The sequence below is a fragment of the Puerhibacterium puerhi genome (assembly GCF_009846865.1).
Taxonomy (GTDB): domain Bacteria; phylum Actinomycetota; class Actinomycetes; order Actinomycetales; family Cellulomonadaceae; genus Puerhibacterium; species Puerhibacterium puerhi.
Genome location: NZ_WUWN01000008.1, coordinates 13,774 through 30,487, shown reverse-complemented (window position 1 = coordinate 30,487; position 16,714 = coordinate 13,774). Strand labels below are relative to the sequence as shown.

General features: G+C 76.1%; 18 protein-coding genes. 14 read left to right on the top strand and 4 right to left on the bottom strand.

The window, feature by feature from the left end; translation table 11 throughout:
* Positions 1–33: 33 nt before the first annotated feature.
* On the bottom strand, positions 34–324 hold the full coding sequence (locus GSF02_RS06590; RefSeq protein ID WP_159793997.1) for a hypothetical protein: 291 nt from the start codon (positions 322–324) through the stop codon (positions 34–36).
* Between the two features lie 154 nt (positions 325–478).
* Here GSF02_RS06590 and fdxA point away from each other — a divergent pair, with 154 nt between their 5' ends.
* The 3 genes from fdxA to GSF02_RS06575 all read left to right on the top strand — a co-directional run bounded on the left by fdxA (position 479) and on the right by GSF02_RS06575 (position 3,595).
* Positions 479–796 carry a ferredoxin gene (gene fdxA / locus GSF02_RS06585; protein ID WP_159793995.1) on the top strand — a complete coding sequence of 106 codons (318 nt, stop codon included), beginning with the start codon at positions 479–481 and terminating at the stop codon, positions 794–796.
* A 10-nt stretch (positions 797–806) separates the two neighbouring features.
* Entirely contained in the window at positions 807–1,952 is a 1,146-nt protein-coding gene (gene dapC / locus GSF02_RS06580; RefSeq protein ID WP_159793993.1) for a succinyldiaminopimelate transaminase, read from the top strand.
* Between the two features lie 335 nt (positions 1,953–2,287).
* On the top strand, positions 2,288–3,595 hold the full coding sequence (locus tag GSF02_RS06575; RefSeq protein WP_159793991.1) for a citrate synthase: 1,308 nt from the start codon (positions 2,288–2,290) through the stop codon (positions 3,593–3,595).
* A 119-nt stretch (positions 3,596–3,714) separates the two neighbouring features.
* Here GSF02_RS06575 and GSF02_RS06570 read toward each other — a convergent pair whose 3' ends face one another.
* Positions 3,715–4,683 (bottom strand): hypothetical protein, encoded by a 969-nt coding sequence (locus GSF02_RS06570; protein WP_159794152.1) that lies wholly within the window; start codon positions 4,681–4,683, stop codon positions 3,715–3,717.
* A 58-nt stretch (positions 4,684–4,741) separates the two neighbouring features.
* Positions 4,742–5,698, bottom strand: coding sequence for a 2,3,4,5-tetrahydropyridine-2,6-dicarboxylate N-succinyltransferase (gene dapD, locus GSF02_RS06565; protein ID WP_159793989.1), 957 nt, complete (start codon positions 5,696–5,698; stop codon positions 4,742–4,744).
* A gap of 37 nt (positions 5,699–5,735) precedes the next feature.
* Here dapD and dapE point away from each other — a divergent pair, with 37 nt between their 5' ends.
* From dapE to GSF02_RS06545, 4 genes are all read left to right on the top strand, one after another.
* Positions 5,736–6,950 (top strand): succinyl-diaminopimelate desuccinylase, encoded by a 1,215-nt coding sequence (dapE, locus tag GSF02_RS06560; protein WP_408003868.1) that lies wholly within the window; start codon positions 5,736–5,738, stop codon positions 6,948–6,950.
* A 24-nt stretch (positions 6,951–6,974) separates the two neighbouring features.
* The gene (locus tag GSF02_RS06555) at positions 6,975–7,808 is read left to right on the top strand and encodes an LOG family protein (protein WP_159793985.1); all 834 of its coding nucleotides are present in this window, start codon (positions 6,975–6,977) and stop codon (positions 7,806–7,808) included.
* Positions 7,805–8,773 (top strand): dihydropteroate synthase, encoded by a 969-nt coding sequence (gene folP / locus GSF02_RS06550; RefSeq protein WP_235915409.1) that lies wholly within the window; start codon positions 7,805–7,807, stop codon positions 8,771–8,773. The genes GSF02_RS06555 and folP overlap by 4 nt, the downstream gene beginning before the upstream one ends.
* 210 nt (positions 8,774–8,983) lie before the next feature.
* Complete coding sequence (locus GSF02_RS06545; protein WP_069984704.1) at positions 8,984–9,151, top strand: DUF3117 domain-containing protein; 168 nt, start codon at positions 8,984–8,986, stop codon at positions 9,149–9,151.
* Between the two features lie 119 nt (positions 9,152–9,270).
* Here GSF02_RS06545 and GSF02_RS06540 read toward each other — a convergent pair whose 3' ends face one another.
* A complete protein-coding gene (locus GSF02_RS06540) occupies positions 9,271–9,951 on the bottom strand; it encodes an O-methyltransferase (protein ID WP_408003867.1) in 681 nt (226 codons plus the stop codon).
* A 113-nt stretch (positions 9,952–10,064) separates the two neighbouring features.
* Between GSF02_RS06540 and sigE the strand changes: the two genes are divergently transcribed.
* From sigE to GSF02_RS06505, 7 genes are all read left to right on the top strand, one after another.
* The gene (gene sigE / locus GSF02_RS06535; protein ID WP_159793983.1) at positions 10,065–10,715 is read left to right on the top strand and encodes an RNA polymerase sigma factor SigE; all 651 of its coding nucleotides are present in this window, start codon (positions 10,065–10,067) and stop codon (positions 10,713–10,715) included.
* A gap of 25 nt (positions 10,716–10,740) precedes the next feature.
* On the top strand, positions 10,741–11,697 hold the full coding sequence (locus GSF02_RS06530; protein WP_159793981.1) for a zf-HC2 domain-containing protein: 957 nt from the start codon (positions 10,741–10,743) through the stop codon (positions 11,695–11,697).
* Positions 11,694–13,166, top strand: a complete 1,473-nt coding sequence (locus GSF02_RS06525) for a S1C family serine protease (RefSeq protein ID WP_159793979.1) — start codon at positions 11,694–11,696, stop codon at positions 13,164–13,166. Before GSF02_RS06530 ends, GSF02_RS06525 begins: the two co-directional genes overlap by 4 nt.
* Before the next feature lie 141 nt (positions 13,167–13,307).
* Positions 13,308–13,703 carry a Sec-independent protein translocase family protein gene (locus GSF02_RS06520; RefSeq protein WP_159793978.1) on the top strand — a complete coding sequence of 132 codons (396 nt, stop codon included), beginning with the start codon at positions 13,308–13,310 and terminating at the stop codon, positions 13,701–13,703.
* A gap of 123 nt (positions 13,704–13,826) precedes the next feature.
* On the top strand, positions 13,827–14,897 hold the full coding sequence (trpS, locus tag GSF02_RS06515; protein ID WP_159793976.1) for a tryptophan--tRNA ligase: 1,071 nt from the start codon (positions 13,827–13,829) through the stop codon (positions 14,895–14,897).
* Positions 14,894–15,433 (top strand): 2'-5' RNA ligase family protein, encoded by a 540-nt coding sequence (locus GSF02_RS06510; RefSeq protein ID WP_159793974.1) that lies wholly within the window; start codon positions 14,894–14,896, stop codon positions 15,431–15,433. The genes trpS and GSF02_RS06510 overlap by 4 nt, the downstream gene beginning before the upstream one ends.
* A gap of 60 nt (positions 15,434–15,493) precedes the next feature.
* Positions 15,494–16,552, top strand: a complete 1,059-nt coding sequence (locus GSF02_RS06505) for a YihY/virulence factor BrkB family protein (RefSeq protein ID WP_159793972.1) — start codon at positions 15,494–15,496, stop codon at positions 16,550–16,552.
* Positions 16,553–16,714: the final 162 nt, after the last annotated feature.

The window sequence follows — 16,714 nt, the reverse complement described above, 5'->3', positions numbered from 1 at the left end:
GAGGGCCCGGAGCAGCTCAGGGCCCGGGCCGCCTCAGGACCCGGAGCGCGGGGCGCGCCGCGGCGGGCGCGGCGGGACCCGTCGCACCGCCTCGACCGCGGAGCCGGGCACCCGCACCTCGTGGCTCGCGCGCGCCGACGCGGCGTCGGTGCGCAGCCGCAGCCCGGCGTCGTCCACCGCCAGCACGACGCCGATGACGTCGGTCCACACCGCGCCGCGGCCGGCGGCGCGCGCCGCGGCGGCCTCGGCCGGGTCGAGCCGCCGCCGCACGACGACGCGCTCGCCGGGCTCGAGCCGGCGCCACGGGGCAGTGTCGTCGCTCACAGCGGGCTCCTTCGGGGGCGTGGCCGGGTCGGCCCGGACACCACCGGGCCCGGGGCGATACTAGAGTTCTGGACAGCAAGACCCTGCCGCCTCACGCAGCCGGACGCCGCACGCGGCGTGCGGGTGCAGCACCGTGAACTGGAAGGTTCTCCTCGTGACCTACGTGATCGCCCAGCCCTGCGTCGACGTCAAGGACAAGGCGTGCATCGAGGAGTGTCCGGTCGACTGCATCTACGAGGGCAAGCGCTCCCTGTACATCCACCCGGACGAGTGCGTCGACTGCGGCGCCTGCGAGCCGGTGTGCCCCGTGGAGGCCATCTACTACGAGGACGACGTCCCGGAGCAGTGGAAGGACTTCTACACCGCGAACGTCGAGTTCTTCGACGACCTCGGTTCCCCGGGCGGCGCCGCCAAGATGGGCGAGATCGACAAGGACCACCCGGTGGTCGAGGCCCTGCCGCAGCAGGCCTGAGCCGCCGTCCATGGGACTCGCCGACCTCCGCGACCTGCCGTACCCCTGGGACACCCTCGCCGACGTCACCGCCACCGCGCGCAGCCACCCCGGCGGCCTGGTGGACCTGTCGATCGGCACGCCCGTCGACCCCACGCCCGACGTCGTGCGCGCGGCCCTCGCGGCCGCGTCCGACGCGCACGCCTACCCGGCCACCTACGGCACGGCGGCGCTGCGCGAGTCGGTGGCGGCCTGGTTCGCCCGGCGCCGCGGCGTGCCCGACCTCGACCCGGCGGGCGTGCTGCCCACGGTCGGCTCCAAGGAGCTCGTGGGCCTGCTGCCGTCGCTGCTGCGCCTGGGCCCCGGCGACGTCGTCGTGCACCCCGCGGTCGCCTACCCGACCTACGCCGTCGGGGCCCGCCTCGCCGGCGCGACGGCGCTGGCCACCGACGATGTCGAGGACTGGGCCGGGCGCGGCGACGTGCGCCTGGTGTGGGTCAACTCGCCGTCCAACCCGACCGGAGAGGTCCTCGACACCGCGCGGCTGCGCCGGGTGGTCGAGGCGGCGCGCGCGACCGGCGCCGTCGTCGTCTCCGACGAGTGCTACGCCCAGCTGCCGTGGGGAGAGCGGTGGGTCGGACCCGACGGCGCCCCGCGCGTGCCGAGCCTGCTGGACCCGGCAGTCACCGGCGGCTCGCACACGGGCCTCCTCGTGGCCTACTCGCTGTCCAAGCAGTCGAACCTCGCCGGCTACCGCGCCGCGTTCGTGGCCGGGGACCCGGCGCTCGTCGCCGACCTGCTGGCGACGCGCAAGCACCTGGGCATGATCGTGCCGCGGCCGGTGCAGGAGGCCATGCGCGCCGCCCTGGACGACGACGCGCACGTCGAGGCCCAGCGGGCGGTCTACGGGCGCCGGCGCGCCACGCTGCTCGCGGCGCTCGAGGCGGCCGGCTGGGCGGTCGACCACTCGGAGGCGGGCCTGTACCTGTGGGCGCGCCCCGCAGATCCCGCGGACGCCCCGACGTCCCGCGAGCTCGTCGCGCGCCTGGCGCGCCTGGGCATCCTCGCCGGACCGGGGGAGTTCTACGGCGACGCCGGGGCCCGGCACGTGCGGGTCGCGCTGACGGCGTCCGACGACGCGATCGCCGAGGCGGCCCGCCGGCTCCGCGACGCCTGACCGCCGGCGCGCGCCGGCGCCGGCCGCCGCTGACGTGCCGCTGACCGTGCCGTGGTGCACGCTTGGCGGAGGTGTTCCCCGCACTTGCCGTCGCCGCGGTCGCGGCGGGACGATGTGAGCGTCCGGTGTGCAACCCGGATTGGAATGATGAGGCTCCGCGGGGGTAGGTTCGCCTCAGGCCGACGCTGCCCTGGCGCACCAGCCCGACGGACGCCCACGGCGCCCGAGGCCGAGCAACCACGGCACCGAGGCCGAGCACGCAGCCACCGGCGTGCGCCACGACCAGAGCGACGGGTCGCGCAGACCCGGACCCGTCGCCCGCCAGGAAGGACACCATGACGACCACTTCCCAGTCCCCGGACACGCAGGTCGAGCTCACCGTCGACGGTGCCGCGCGGTCGCTGCCCGTCGTGGAGGCGACCGAGGGGAACGACGGGATCGTCGTGTCGTCCCTGCTCAAGGAGACCGGGCTCGTCACCTACGACCCGGGCTTCATGAACACGGCGGCCTGCGAGTCGTCCATCACCTACATCGACGGCGACAACGGGATCCTGCGCTACCGCGGCTACCCGATCGACCAGCTGGCCGAGCAGTCGACCTTCCTGGAGGTCGCCTACCTGCTCATCTACGGCCAGCTGCCGGACGCCGCCGCCCTCGAGGCCTTCACGGACCGCGTCAACCGCCACACGCTCGTGCCCGAGCAGTTCCGGGCGTTCCTCTCGGCGTTCCCGCGCGGCGGCCACCCGATGTCGATCATGGCCTCGGCGATCAACGCGCTCGCGTCGTTCTACCCCGAGTCGCTGGACCCGCACGACGACGACGCCGTCGACCTCGCGACGGTGCTGCTGCTCGCCAAGGTCCGCACCATCACCTCCTACGTGCACCGCGCGCAGCACGACGAGCCGCTGCTGTACCCCGACTACTCGCGCGGCTACGTCGAGGACTTCCTGCGGATGTCCTTCTCGCGCCCCTACGAGCAGTGGGAGCCGAACCCCGTGGTGTCCGCGGCGATGGACAAGCTGCTGATCCTGCACGCCGACCACGAGCAGAACTGCTCGACCTCGACGGTGCGCATCGTCGGCTCGTCGAACGCCAACCTGTACGCGTCGGTCTCGGCGGGCGTCAACGCCCTGTCCGGCCCGTCGCACGGCGGCGCCAACGAGGCCGTGCTGGTCATGCTCGAGCGCATCCGCTCCGGCGGCGACTCCGTCGAGACCTTCATGAAGAAGGTCAAGAACAAGGAGGACGGCGTCCGCCTCATGGGCTTCGGCCACCGGGTGTACAAGTCCTACGACCCGCGCGCCGCGATCGTGAAGAAGCACGCCGACGCCGTGCTCGAGGAGCTCGGCGCCAAGGACGAGCTGCTCGACATCGCCCGCGGGCTCGAGGACATCGCGCTCAACGACGACTACTTCGTCGAGCGCAAGCTCTACCCGAACGTCGACTTCTACACGGGCCTGATCTACAAGGCGATCGGCTTCTCGCCCAGCATGTTCACGCCGCTGTTCGCGCTCGGCCGCATGCCCGGCTGGATCGCCCAGTGGCGCGAGATGATGAAGGACCCGAAGACGAAGATCGGCCGCCCGCGGCAGATCTACACCGGCGCCACCGAGCGCCCGTACGTGCCCGTCGCGGAGCGCTGAGCGCGCCGAGACGCCACCGTGCCGCACGGCCCGGTCCCCGCGCAGGGGGCCGGGCCGTGCCGCGTCCGGGGGCCTTGTCGCGTCCGGGGCCGCGGCGTCCGGGGCCGCGGCGTGCGGGGTCAGCCCGCGGCGTGCAGGTCCACCTCGACGACGCCGGTCTCGAGCTCGGGCCGGTCGACCGGGCGCCAGGCCGCGCCGTCGCCGCGGCCGGCGTCGATCCCCGAGCGCCGCGTCCACATCTGGTCGCCCACCCGCACCTCCACGGCGTCGGTGACCGCCGCCGTCGCGACCGCCCACTGGGCGACGGCCCAGGCCGCGCGTGCCGGGTCGCCGCCGGGCAGCGCGTCGGCGCGCACGACGGCGGTCGACCCCGCGGCGTCGAGCGTCACGGCGTCCCCGGTCAGCCCCAGGTCCCGCTCGAGCCGGGCGGCGAAGGCCTCGGCCACGGCACCCGGAGAGCGCTCGGCGTCGACCGGGCCCAGCTCGCACGACAGCGCGGCGGGGGAGTACCCGGCCAGGGCGCTGGCCCAGGCGCGCGAGCGCGCCTCGTGCTGGGCGTACGCGTCGGGGAACCCCGAGCGCTGCACCGCCTGGGCGGCCTCGGTGACCGGCAGGTCCGCGTAGCCCGGCACCCGGACCAGGGCGTCGTAGAACGCGCCCGTGGCGTGCACCGGGTCCTGCACCTGCTCGGCGGTGCCCCAGCCCTGCGACGGGCGCTGCTGGAACAGCCCGAGGGAGTCCCGGTCGCCGTAGGCGACGTTGATGAGCTTCGACTCCTGCAGGGCCGTGGCCAGCCCGATGGTCGCCGCCCGGGCGGGCAGGCCGCGGCGCACGGCGGTCCCGGCCACGAGGGCGGCGTTGTCCGCCTGGGCGGGGGAGAGGTACCACTCCGTGCCGTCCAGCACCGCGGTGCAGCGCTCCGCCGCCGGCTGCAGGTCGAGCCGCTGCACCGTCACCCACACCCCGGTGCCCACGGCGCCGAGGGCCGCGACGACCACCACCGCGCCCACGACCCGCCGCCGCCGGCGCCGGCGGCGCCGCGCAGCGGTGCGCGCCGACGCCGTGCGGGCCGGCGTCCGGGCGGGCAGGGGGTGGGTCACCGCGTCCTCGGTCGTGCTCGGTGCTCGGGGCTCGGTGCTGCGGGGCTCAGTGGGCGTGCAGGGCGGCGTTGAGCTCCACGCCGACGCCGGTGCGCGAGAGCACCTCGACCGCGCCGGTCGTGGAGTTGCGGCGGAACAGCAGCCCGTCGCGGCCGGCGAGCTCGCGGGCCTTGACCACCTGCGGGGCGCCGCCGTCGGTCGCCGAGCCGAGCACGGTCACCTTGGTGCCGGCGGTGAGGTACAGGCCCGCCTCGACGACGCAGTCGTCGCCCAGCGGGATGCCGAGGCCCGAGTTGGCGCCCAGCAGGGACCGGCGGCCGATCGAGACGATCACGGTGCCGCCGCCCGAGAGCGTGCCCATGATCGAGGCGCCGCCGCCGACGTCGGAGCCGTCGCCCACCACCACGCCCTGCGAGATGCGGCCCTCGACCATCGAGGCGCCCAGGGTGCCGGCGTTGTAGTTGACGAAGCCCTCGTGCATCACGGTGGTGCCCGGCGCGAGGTGGGCGCCCAGGCGCACGCGGTCGGCGTCGGCGACACGGACGCCGGCGGGCAGCACGTAGTCGACCATCCGCGGGAACTTGTCCACGCCGTAGACGGTGACCGGACGGCCCATGGCGGCGCGCAGCCGCAGGCGCGTGGCCTCGAAGCCCTCGACGGCGCACGGGCCGTGGTCGGTCCACACCACGTTGGCCAGCACGCCGAAGATGCCCTCGAGGTTGACGGTGTTGGGCGCCACCAGGCGGTGGGAGAGCAGGTGCAGCCGCAGGTAGGCGTCCGCGGCGTCGGCCGGCGCGGCGTCGAGGTCCACGACGGTGCGCACCAGGCGCACGTCCACGTCCCGCACGGCGTCGCGGCCGGCCAGCGCCGCGAGCTCCGCGGGCGCCTGCGCGTCGTCGCCCGGCTCGCCGAGGGCGGGCGCCGGGTACCACGTGTCGAGGGTGGTGCCGTCGTCGGTCACGGTGGCCAGGCCGAAGCCCCAGGCGGTGCGGGTGTCGCTCATGCGGACCAGCCTATCGACGGCGGATAGGGTCGGGAGCGTGACGTCCACGCCCGCCCCCGCCCCTGTTCCCGCGCCCGGCCCCGTCCCGGGCGGCGCCGGCGGGCCCGACGCCGTCGGCGGCCTGCTCGCCCTGGCGTCCGACCCGGCGTCGGACCTGGTCGGGCTGCTCGCGGCGCTGTGCGACGTCGAGTCCGTCAGCGGCGGCGAGACCGCGCTGGCGGACGCGATCGAGGCAGTGCTGCGGGCGCAGCCGCACCTGGCCGTCCACCGCGACGGCGACTGCGTCGTCGCGCGCACCGACCTCGGCCGCGGGCGGCGCGTGGTGCTCGCCGGCCACATCGACACCGTGCCGCTCGCCGACCCGCCGAACCTGCCCACGCGCCTGGTCGGCGCGGGGCCGGAGGCCGAGCTGTGGGGCCGCGGCACGGTGGACATGAAGGGCGGCGTCGCGGTCATGCTGGCGCTCGCCGTCGAGCTCGGGGCGCCCGGGCGCGAGCCGGCGAGCGACCTGACCTGGGTCTTCTACGACCACGAGGAGGTGGAGGCCGAGCGCAACGGCCTGGGCCGCCTCGCCCGCAACGCGCCCGAGCTCCTGCGCGGCGACTTCGCCATCCTCGGCGAGCCGTCCGCGGCGGGGATCGAGGGCGGCTGCAACGGGACGCTGCGCGCCCGCGTGACCACGCGCGGCGTCGCGGCGCACTCGGCGCGCGCCTGGACGGGCGTCAACGCGATCCACGCGGCCGCGCCCGTGCTGCAGCGGCTCGCCGACTACACCCCGCGCGAGGTCGAGGTCGACGGGCTGGTCTACCGCGAGAGCCTCAACGCCGTGCTCGTCGAGGGCGGGGTGGCCGCCAACGTCATCCCCGACCGCTGCACCGTGACGGTCAACTACCGGTTCGCCCCGTCGCGGTCGGTGGCGCAGGCCGAGGCGCACGTGCGCGAGGTGCTCGAGGGGTTCGCCGTCGAGATCACCGACGCCGCCGGCGGCGCCCGCCCCGGCCTGGACGACCCGCTCGCCCGCGAGTTCGCCGAGGCCGTGCTCGCCGTCACCGGCGGGGAGCCGAAGCCCAAGTACGGCTGGACCGACGTGGCGCGGTTCGCCGAGCTGGGCATCCCGGCGGTGAACTTCGGGCCCGGCGACCCCCTGCTGGCGCACAAGGACGACGAGCGCGTGCCCGTGGGACAGCTCGCGCTGTGCCGCGACGCGCTGCGCGCGTGGCTCCTCGGCCCGCTCGCCGGCCCGGCGGCCTGAACCGACGGGCCCTAGGCTCGGCGCATGAGCAACTCCAGCGACGAGGGCGTGGCCCAGCGGGGCGCCGGCTACCGCAAGGGGCCGGTGCTGCTGCGCGGCCGCCAGATCCCCCAGCAGACCACCGACCAGCGGCTGCTGACCCGCTCCGAGGGCGCCGACTGGGTGCACACCGACCCCTGGCGGGTCATGCGCATCCAGTCCGAGTTCGTCGAGGGCTTCGGGGCCCTCGCCGAGGTCGGCCCCGCGGTCTCGGTGTTCGGCTCGGCCCGCACCCCGCGCGACCACGACGACTACGCCCGCGCGGTGAAGGTCGGGCGGCTCCTGGCCGAGGCTGGCTACGCGGTGATCACGGGCGGCGGGCCGGGGATCATGGAGGCGGCCAACCGCGGCGCGGTGGAGGCCGGCGGGCTGTCCGTCGGCCTGGGCATCGAGCTGCCGTTCGAGCAGGGCATGAACGAGTACGTCAACCTCGGCATCAACTTCCGGTACTTCTTCGCCCGCAAGACGATGTTCGTCAAGTACGCGCAGGGCTTCGTGGTCATGCCCGGCGGCTTCGGCACGTTCGACGAGCTGTTCGAGGCGCTCACCCTGGTGCAGACGCACAAGGTCACCGGCTTCCCGCTCGCCCTCGTCGGGCGCGACTACTGGGGCGGCCTCCTGGACTGGATCCGCTCGACGGTCGTGGACCGCGGCATGGTCAGCGAGGCGGACCCCGACCTGCTGCACCTCACCGACGACCCTGCAGAGGCCGTGGCCTACGTGCACGAGCGCAACGCCGCCCTGCTGGCCGAGGAGCAGGAGGCCACCGAGGAGCTCGAGCGGGCGCAGGCCGCCGCGGCGGCCCCGTCCGAGCCGTGACCGCCGCCGACGCGCCCGCGGCCGTGGCCCCGGGGGTCCCCGCCGCGGGCGCCCCGCTCGTCCTGCGCGGCCGGGAGCTGGGGCGCGGCGCGGACGGCTCCGTGCGCGCCGTCGTCATGGCGATCGTCAACCGCACCACCGACTCGTTCTACGCCCCGGCCCGGCTGGCCGACGACGCGGCGGCGCTGGAGGCAGCACACCGTGCCTGGGAGGAGGGCGCCGAGATCCTCGACGTCGGCGGCGTGCGCGCCGGCGTCGGGCCGGAGGTCGACGAGGCGGAGGAGATCCGCCGGGTGGTCCCGTTCGTCGCGCGCATGCGCGAGGCGCTGCCGGACCTGGTGTTGTCGGTCGACACGTGGCGTGCCGGCGTCGCGCGCGAGGCGATCGCCGCGGGCGCCGACCTGATCAACGACACGTGGGCGGGCCACGACCCCCGCCTGGTCGAGGTCGCCGGGGCCGCGGGCGTCGGCGTCGTCTGCTCCCACACCGGCGGCGCCGCGCCGCGCACGGACCCGTACCGCGTGGAGTACCCCGCCGCCGGGGCGGACACCGCGCGGGACCCGCGCGACGGCGTGCTCGACGACGCCGTCGCGACGCTGCGGCGCGCCGCGGCGCGCGCGGTCGCCTGCGGCGTGCCGCCGGCCAGCGTGCTGGTCGACCCCACGCACGACTTCGGCAAGAACACCTGGCACTCGCTGCACCTGCTGCGGCGCACCCAGGAGCTCGCCGGCCTCGGCCACCCGCTGCTCATGGCGCTCAGCCGCAAGGACTTCGTGGGCGAGACGCTCGGGCTGCCTCCCGCCGAGCGGCTCGAGGGCACGCTCGCCGCCACGGCGCTCGCAACCTGGCTGGGGGCGCGGGTCTTCCGCGCGCACGACGTGCGCGCCACCCGGCGCGTGCTCGACATGGTCGCCGCGGTGCGCGACGAGGCGCCGCCGCGGGCCGCCCTGCGGGGCCTCGCCTAGCCCCGCGCGCCCCACCTGGCCGGTCGTCGCACCGTCTCGCGCACGCACCGCGCACGTCTCGACTTCCGGACGTAGGGGTGGTGTGAACTAGAATGGCCTGTGCGTCCCGGTGCGCGCGCTGCAGGGAACAGCGCTGCAGGACCAGCATCGGCGGGGCGCGCGGTCGGGGGACTGGCCGACGAGACCGGACAACGGAATGGAGTGCCACAGATGGCTGCGATGAAGCCGCGGACGGGTGACGGGCCGCTGGAGGTCACCAAGGAGGGGCGCGGTATCGTCATGCGGGTCCCGCTGGAGGGCGGTGGCCGTCTGGTCGTGGAGCTCAACGCCACCGAGGCGAGCGAGCTCGGCGAGGCGCTCCAGGCCGTCGTCGCCTGACACGCCACGCACGAGCCCGAGCGGGGGACAGGATCGCCTGTCCCCCGCTCGTCGTCTGTCCGGGGCCTTCCTCGCAGGCGTGGTGCGCGGGCGGGGGGAGCGCGCGGGGTGGCCGCGGCTCAGCGGCGGACGCCGAGCAGCAGGCCGTCGCCCGCCGGCACCAGCGCGGGCACCACGCGGTCGTCCGCGCGCAGGGACCGGCCGAGCTCGCGCACCAGCGTGGTCACCTCGTCCCGGCGCGCCGGGTCGGCCACGCGGCCGCCGTGCAGGGCGCCGTCGACGGCGAGCACGCCGCCGGGGCGCAGCAGGCGCAGCGCCTCGGTGACGTAGTCCGGGTAGGCGTGCGGGTCGGCGCCGACGAGCACCATGTCGTAGGCGCGGTCCGTGAGCCGCGGCAGCACGTCCTGCGGTCGGCCGGGGATGGCGCGCGTGCGCGACGGCGCCAGGCCCTCCTCGGCGAACGCCCGCTTCGCCGCGCGCAGGTGCTCCTGCTCGGCGTCGATCGTGGTGAGCACCCCGTCGGCCGGCATGCCGCGCAGCAGCCACAGGGCGGCGACGCCCGTGCCGGTGCCGACCTCGACCACCGCGCGGGCGGCCAGGGAGGCGGCCAGCACGCGCAGCAGCGCGCCGGCGCCCGGGAGCACGGCGTGGCAGCCCAGCTCGGCGGCGCGCTCGCGCGCCCGCAGCAGCACCTCGTCCTCGGGCACGAAGCCCTCGGCGTAGGCCCAGCCCGCGGTCCGCGCGCGGGCGAGGCTCGAGTCGGCGTCGGGGCTGATGGCGACCTCCGGAGGGGCGTGCACGTCCCCCGGTCGGGGACGGTTGGTGAAGGGTTGGCGTCGGCCTCGGGCCGACCCGGGGCCGGCACCGCGCCGACCCGCTGCGATGCTAGCGCCCCGTGGCACGATGGACCCTGATGAGCACGGTGGATCAGGTCACTCGCGTCGCTCCCGTCGGGTTCACGGACCCCGGCGCCCACGACGGCGACGGGCGCGCGGGCGCACCCGGCGGATCCGTCGAGCCCGCGGGCGGCGCCGCCGCGGCGGAACCCTGGACGCCGCCCACCTGGGACCAGATCGTCCGCGAGCACTCGGCGCGCGTCTACCGCCTCGCGTACCGCCTCACGGGCAACCGGCACGACGCCGAGGACCTCGTGCAGGAGACGTTCCTGCGCGTGTTCCGCTCGCTGTCCGGCTACACGCCCGGCACGTTCGAGGGCTGGCTGCACCGCATCACCACGAACCTCTTCCTCGACTCGGTGCGCCGCGGCAAGCGCGTGCGCATGGAGTCGATGGGCGACGACGCGGCCCGGGTGGCGGACGACGCGGAGCTCGGCCGCCCCGAGCGCGGGTACGAGCACGCCAACCTCGACCACGACGTGCAGCGGGCGCTCGACGCGCTGCGCCCCGAGTACCGCGCCGCCGTCGTGCTGTGCGACATCGAGGGGCTCAGCTACGAGGAGATCGCGGTGACGCTCGGCATCAAGCTGGGCACCGTGCGCTCGCGGATCCACCGCGCCCGCGCCCAGCTCCGCAAGGAGCTCGAGCACCGGCGGGTGGAGGCGTGAGCGCGCGACCCGCGGGGGTGGCGCGGTGAACGGGCACCTCGGGTCCTGGGTCAGCGCCCTCGCCGACGGACAGCTGCCGCCCGACCAGACGGAGCGCGCCCTCGCGCACGTGGCCCTGTGCCGCCGGTGCGCCGCCGAGCTCGAGGCGGCGCGCGAGGCGCGGCGCGCCCTCGCGGCGGCTGCCGACGTCCCCGTCGCGCCGGACCTGGCCGCACGCCTGCTCGCGCTGTCGGCCACGGTGCCGTCCAGCGACGGCGACCCGCTGCGCGAGCGCCCGCAGCCCGGCCCGTGGGAGCCGGCGCCGTGGACGGCGCCGCTGACGAACGACCTGCTCGCCGCGGCCCGCCGCCGGCGCGTGCGGCGGCTCGCCGCGCTGGGCGTGGGCGGCGCCGGCGTGGCGGCGGCGGCCCTGTTCGCCGTCGGCGACGTCCCGGTCGTCGCGCCGGACCCCTCGCCCGAGCAGGTGCTCACGCTGCTGGCGCGGGCCGAGCCGGACGAGACCGCGGCCGGGCAGGACGTCCTGAGCACCGTCGCGCCCGCGGCGACCTACGCCGCCGCCGACTCGCGCGACAGCGCCGCGCTGGCCTGGATGGGGGACAAGGGCTGGGTGCGTCCGGACCGTCTGCCGGAGGGGCTCGACGTGAGCGCGCTGCGGCTGGTCGGGGCGCAGGCCGAGGTGGTCGAGCTCGACCTGACCGGCAGCGTGGGCCAGGTGGTCGTGCGCGAGCAGGTGGGCCGCCTGGACGCGAGCGCCGGCGAGCGCCGAAGCCTCGGTGGGCGGGAGGTCGTCGTGCTGTCCACGGAGCCCTGGCACGTGGCGTGGCAGGCCGACGACGTCGTCGTCGACGTCGCCGCGGACGTGCCCGAGGACGTCATGGACCAGGTCGTGTCCGCGTTCCCGGCGGACGGCTACGATGCCGGCGTCCTGGCCCGCGTCGCCCGTGGGTGGTCCACCGTGACGGGAGCGTTGCCGCAGCGATGACCGACGACGAGCGGGCCGACGGCCTCTTCGCCCCTCCGGAGCCCGCCCGGCGCCCGGTGCCGCCCCCGCCCGCAGCCGCGAGCGGACCGCCCGCGCAGCCCGGGGCGTCCGGGGCCTCCTGGTCGCCCCTGCCGACCGACGCCGACGCGCTGGACGGCGGCCCCCGCGACGCCAGCGATCCCCGGGACCCCGGCGACGCCGGCGCCGCCCGTGCCGACGGCACGGAGGGCGCCGACACGGATCCGAGCACCGCCACGGCCCCGGGCGCCGACTCGGACCCGGGCACCGACACCGCGCCGGCCACCGGCGCGGCGGCCGCCCGCGACGACGGCCCCGGCGACACGGCTCCGGCGCACGACCGCCCGCGGCAGGCCCGCCGGGGGCGCGCGGTCGTCGGGATCACTGCGCTCGCCCTCGTCGTCGGCCTCGTCGGGGGCTTCGCCGGTGACCGGCTCTCCGACGCCCTCGACGGCGGCCGCACCGCCGACGCCACCCTGCCGACGCCCGCCGGGAGCACCGGGCAGGCGGCGTCGCGGCCGGCCGGGTCGGTCGCGGACCTGGCGGCCACGGTCCTGCCGAGCGTCGTCTCGATCGAGGCGCGCGGCGCGGACGGCGTCGCGACCGGCTCGGGCTTCGTGCTGCGGGCCGACGGCTACCTGCTCACCAACAACCACGTCGTGGCCGGTGCCGGGGACGGCGCCCCCGTGACCGTCACCTTCGCGGACGGGCACGAGGCGGCGGCGCAGGTGGTCGGCGCGACCACCGACTACGACCTCGCCGTGCTGCGGGTGGACGAGTCCGGTCTGACGCCGCTGCCGCTCGGCGACTCCGACGACGTCGCGGTCGGCGACGCCGTCCTCGCCGTCGGCTCCCCGCTGGGGCTCGACGCCACGGTCACCACGGGCATCGTCAGCGCCCTGCACCGGCCCGTCCAGGCCGGTGACGCCGCCCAGGCGGCGTTCATCGACGCGATCCAGACCGACGCCGCCATCAACCCGGGCAACTCGGGCGGGCCGCTGGTCGACACCGCCGGCCGCGTGGTCGGCATCAACTCGGCCATCGCCCAGCCGCCGGGAGCGATGCAGGCCACGGGGAGCATCGGCCTCGGCTTCGCCATCCCAGCCAACCAGGCGCGGCACACCGCCGAGCAGCTCATCGCGACCGGCCGGGCCACCTACCCGGTGATCGGCGTCCTGCTCGACGGGGCGTACGAGGGCGAGGGCGTGCAGGTGGCCACCGAGGCGCAGAACGGGGCCGCGCCGGTGACGCCGGACGGCCCGGCCGACACCGCGGGCTTGCGGCCCGGCGACGTGATCCTGTCCATCGACGGCAGGCCCGTCTCCCGCAGCGACGAGCTGATCGTGGCCATCCGCGCCAAGGCGCCCGGCGACGCCGTGACGCTGCGGGTGCGCTCCGGCGACCAGGAGCGCGACGTGCGCGTCGTGCTCTCCGAGGCGACCAGCCGGTAGCCGTGCTGGTCCGTCCGCGGCCTGGGCGTGCGCGCCCTCCGGGCGCCGGAGCGGCGGCGTCACCCGGCGGCCACCGGCAGGACACCTGGCGGTCGCACCCCGGCGACGACCCGGGCATCCGGGAGGGCTAGGCTGACGGACGTGTTCGACATCAACGGCGGCGAGCTGCTGATCATCATCGTGCTCGCGGTGGTGCTCATCGGCCCGGAGCGGCTGCCGCAGTACGCGGCGCAGCTCGCGCGCCTCGTGCGGCGCGGCAAGGCGTTCGTCCAGGACGCCCGCACGCGCGTGAGCGACGAGCTCGGCCCCGAGTTCGACGACGTCGACTGGTCCAAGCTCGACCCGCGCCAGTACGACCCGCGCCGGATCGTGCGCGAGGCCCTCCTCGAGGACGGGCCCATCCTGCCCGGCCCGGGGCAGCGCGCCGCCACCCGTGCCACGGGCGCTCGCACGGGCGCCGCCGCGACGACCGGGGCCGGTGCGGCGTCGGGCGCCGCGGCCGCGGGGCCCGCGCCGTACGACGACGAGGCGACCTGACGCGACACGCCCGCGGCGACGCGACGCGCGGGCACGGCGCCGCGGGCGTCCCCGGACGCCGCGCCGGCGCCGTCCGGCGCTCCCGGTTCGGACGGCCGGGAGGAACCTGCCAGAATGAGTGACATGTCCCAGCCCGCAGCCACCGGGGCCACCGCCGTGCCCGGCGCCACCCCGTCCCGCCGCCCCCGCATCCTGTCCGGCATGCAGCCCACCAGCGACTCGCTGCACCTGGGGAACTACCTGGGGGCCCTGACGCAGTGGGTGGCGCTGCAGGAGGACAACGACGCGCTGTACTGCGTGGTCGACCTGCACGCCCTGACGGTGAACCCGGAGCCGGCCGCGCTGCGCGAGCGCACCCGGCGCACCGCTGCCCAGTACCTGGCGGGCGGCGTCGACCCCGAGCGGTCGATCCTGTTCGTGCAGTCGCACGTCCCGGAGCACACCGAGCTGTCGTGGCTGCTGAGCTGCCAGACCGGGTTCGGCGAGGCCAGCCGGATGACCCAGTTCAAGGACAAGTCGGCCAAGCAGGGCACCGAGGGCACCACGGTCGGGCTCTTCACCTACCCGGTGCTCATGGCCGCGGACATCCTGCTGTACGACTCCACGCTCGTGCCCGTGGGCGAGGACCAGCGCCAGCACCTCGAGCTCACGCGCGACCTGGCCGAGCGCCTCAACGGGCGCTTCGGCGCGGGCACCGCCGTCGTGCCGGACGCCTACATCGTCAAGGCGACCGCGAAGATCCAGGACCTCTCCGAGCCGACGGCGAAGATGAGCAAGTCCAACAACGGCGGCAAGGGGGTCGTCTGGCTGCTCGAGGACCCGAAGAAGGCGGCCAAGGCCATCAAGTCCGCGGTGACTGACGCCGACGAGACGTACGGCGTGCGGTTCGACCCCGCGGCCAAGCCCGGCATCTCGAACCTGCTCACGATCTTCTCCGCCGTCACCGGGCGTGAGGTCGACGCGATCGCCGCGGAGTACGACGGCCGCGGCTACGGCTACCTCAAGAAGGACCTGGCCGACGCCGTCGTGGAGTTCCTGGTGCCGTTCCAGGAGCGCGCGAACACCTACCTGTCCGACCCGGCGCAGCTCGACAAGATCCTGGCCGACGGCGCGCAGCGGGCGCAGGCGCTGGCCCGGCCGGTGCTCGACCGGATGTACGACCGGTTCGGGCTGCTGCCGCGAGGCGCGCGGTGAACCTCCCCGAGCGCGGGCCGGCGCAGGCCCGCATCGGCATCTCGATCGACGTCCCGGACCCGTGGCGCGCCGAGCTGCAGGGCGCGCGCCGGGACTTCGGCGACCCCCAGGCCGGGCTCATCCCGCCGCACATCACCGTCGTCGGGCCCACGGTCGTCGACCAGGCGGTGCTGCCGGCGGTGTGGGAGCACCTCGACAAGGTGACCGGGGACATCCCGCCGTTCCGCGTGCACCTGCGCGGCACGGGCACCTTCCGGCCCATCTCGCCCGTGGTGTTCATCGCGGTGGTCCAGGGCATCGCCGAGTGCGAGCAGCTGGAGCAGGCCGCGCGCTCCGGCGTGCTGGCGCAGGAGCTGCGGTTCAACTACCACCCGCACGTCACTGTGGCGCACGAGGTGCCCGACGCCGAGCTCGACCGCGCCTTCGCCCAGCTGGCCGGCTTCGAGGCAGCCTTCGACGTCACCGCGCTGTGGCAGTACGAGCACGGCGACGACGGCGTCTGGCGCAAGCAGCGCGAGTTTGCGCTGCGCGGCTGACCGCGGCTCGACCTGCCGCTCGACCTGCGGGGACGCCGCCGGTTTCCTAGCCTCGACCGCGTGACGACGTCGAGCGGCAGCGCCGCGCCGCGGCGGCCCTCGGCCTTCGCCCGGACACGGACCCGGGTCGAGGCGCTGCTCGAGCGCTGGCAGGACACACGGCCCGGCCGCGCCGTCGCCTGGTACGGCGCGCGCCGCGGCGGGCAGCTCAGCGGAGGTATCGCCTACAGCGCGCTGTTCTCCCTGTTCGCGCTGCTGACGATCGGCTGGACGATCTTCAGCTCCGTGCTCGGCGTGCGCGGCGACCTGCGCGACGCCGTGCTCGCCCAGCTGGACGTGTGGATCCCCAACCTCGTGGGGTACGACGAGCAGCGCGACGTGCTGAGCCCCGAAGAGCTCGTGCTCCCGACCGCCCTCACCGTGCCGAGCGTGGTCTCGGTCGTCGTGCTCCTCGTCTCCGGCACGGGTGTCATGGGCGCCCTGCGCGCCTCCGTGCGCGCGATGTTCGGCGTGCCGTCCACCGACGACAACGCGGTGCTGGCGCGGCTGTGGCAGCTCGCGGGGTTCTTCGTGCTGGGCGCGGGGATCGTGCTCTCGGCGGCGGCGTCGGTGGTCTCGCGCGTGGTCGGCGCCTTCGTGCGGGACGTGCTGGGCGGCAGCGTCCTGGTGGGGCTCGCGATCGCCGTCGGCGGCGCGGTCGTCGGCGTCGTGGTGGACGCGCTGATCGTCGCCGGGGTCGTGGTCGTCGTCGGGGGAGTGCGGCCGGCTCGGCGGCGCGACCTCGTGCTCGGCTGCCTCGCGGCCGGGGTCGTGGCGGGCGTGCTGCGCTGGCTGGGCGCGAGCGTGGTCGTGGGCTCCGCCAACCGCAACCCGCTGCTGACCTCGTTCGCCACCCTGGTGACGATCCTCGTGCTGGTCAACTTCGTCGCGCGGGTGCTGCTGCTCGTGTGCGCGTGGATGCACGACCCGCCGCGGGTGGACGAGCTCCACCGCGCGGAGCTGGAGCTCGCGGCGCGCCGCCACGCCGCGGAGGTGGACCGCCTGGTGCGCCAGGGCCAGGGCAGCGGGCTGCCCTGGAGCCCGGTGGTGCGCGGCTACCGCCGCGCCCTGCTGCGCTGACGGCGTCCTGGGCGCGCGCGGAGAGCAGGACGCGGGCGGACACACGAAAGGCGGGGCCGAGGCCCGATCCGCAGCAGCAGCCGTCCCGAAGTGGAGCGCCTCCTGGGGCGCGTGAACGCTGCTGCGGACCAGGCCTCGGCCCCGCCGGAAGCCGCCGTCGGA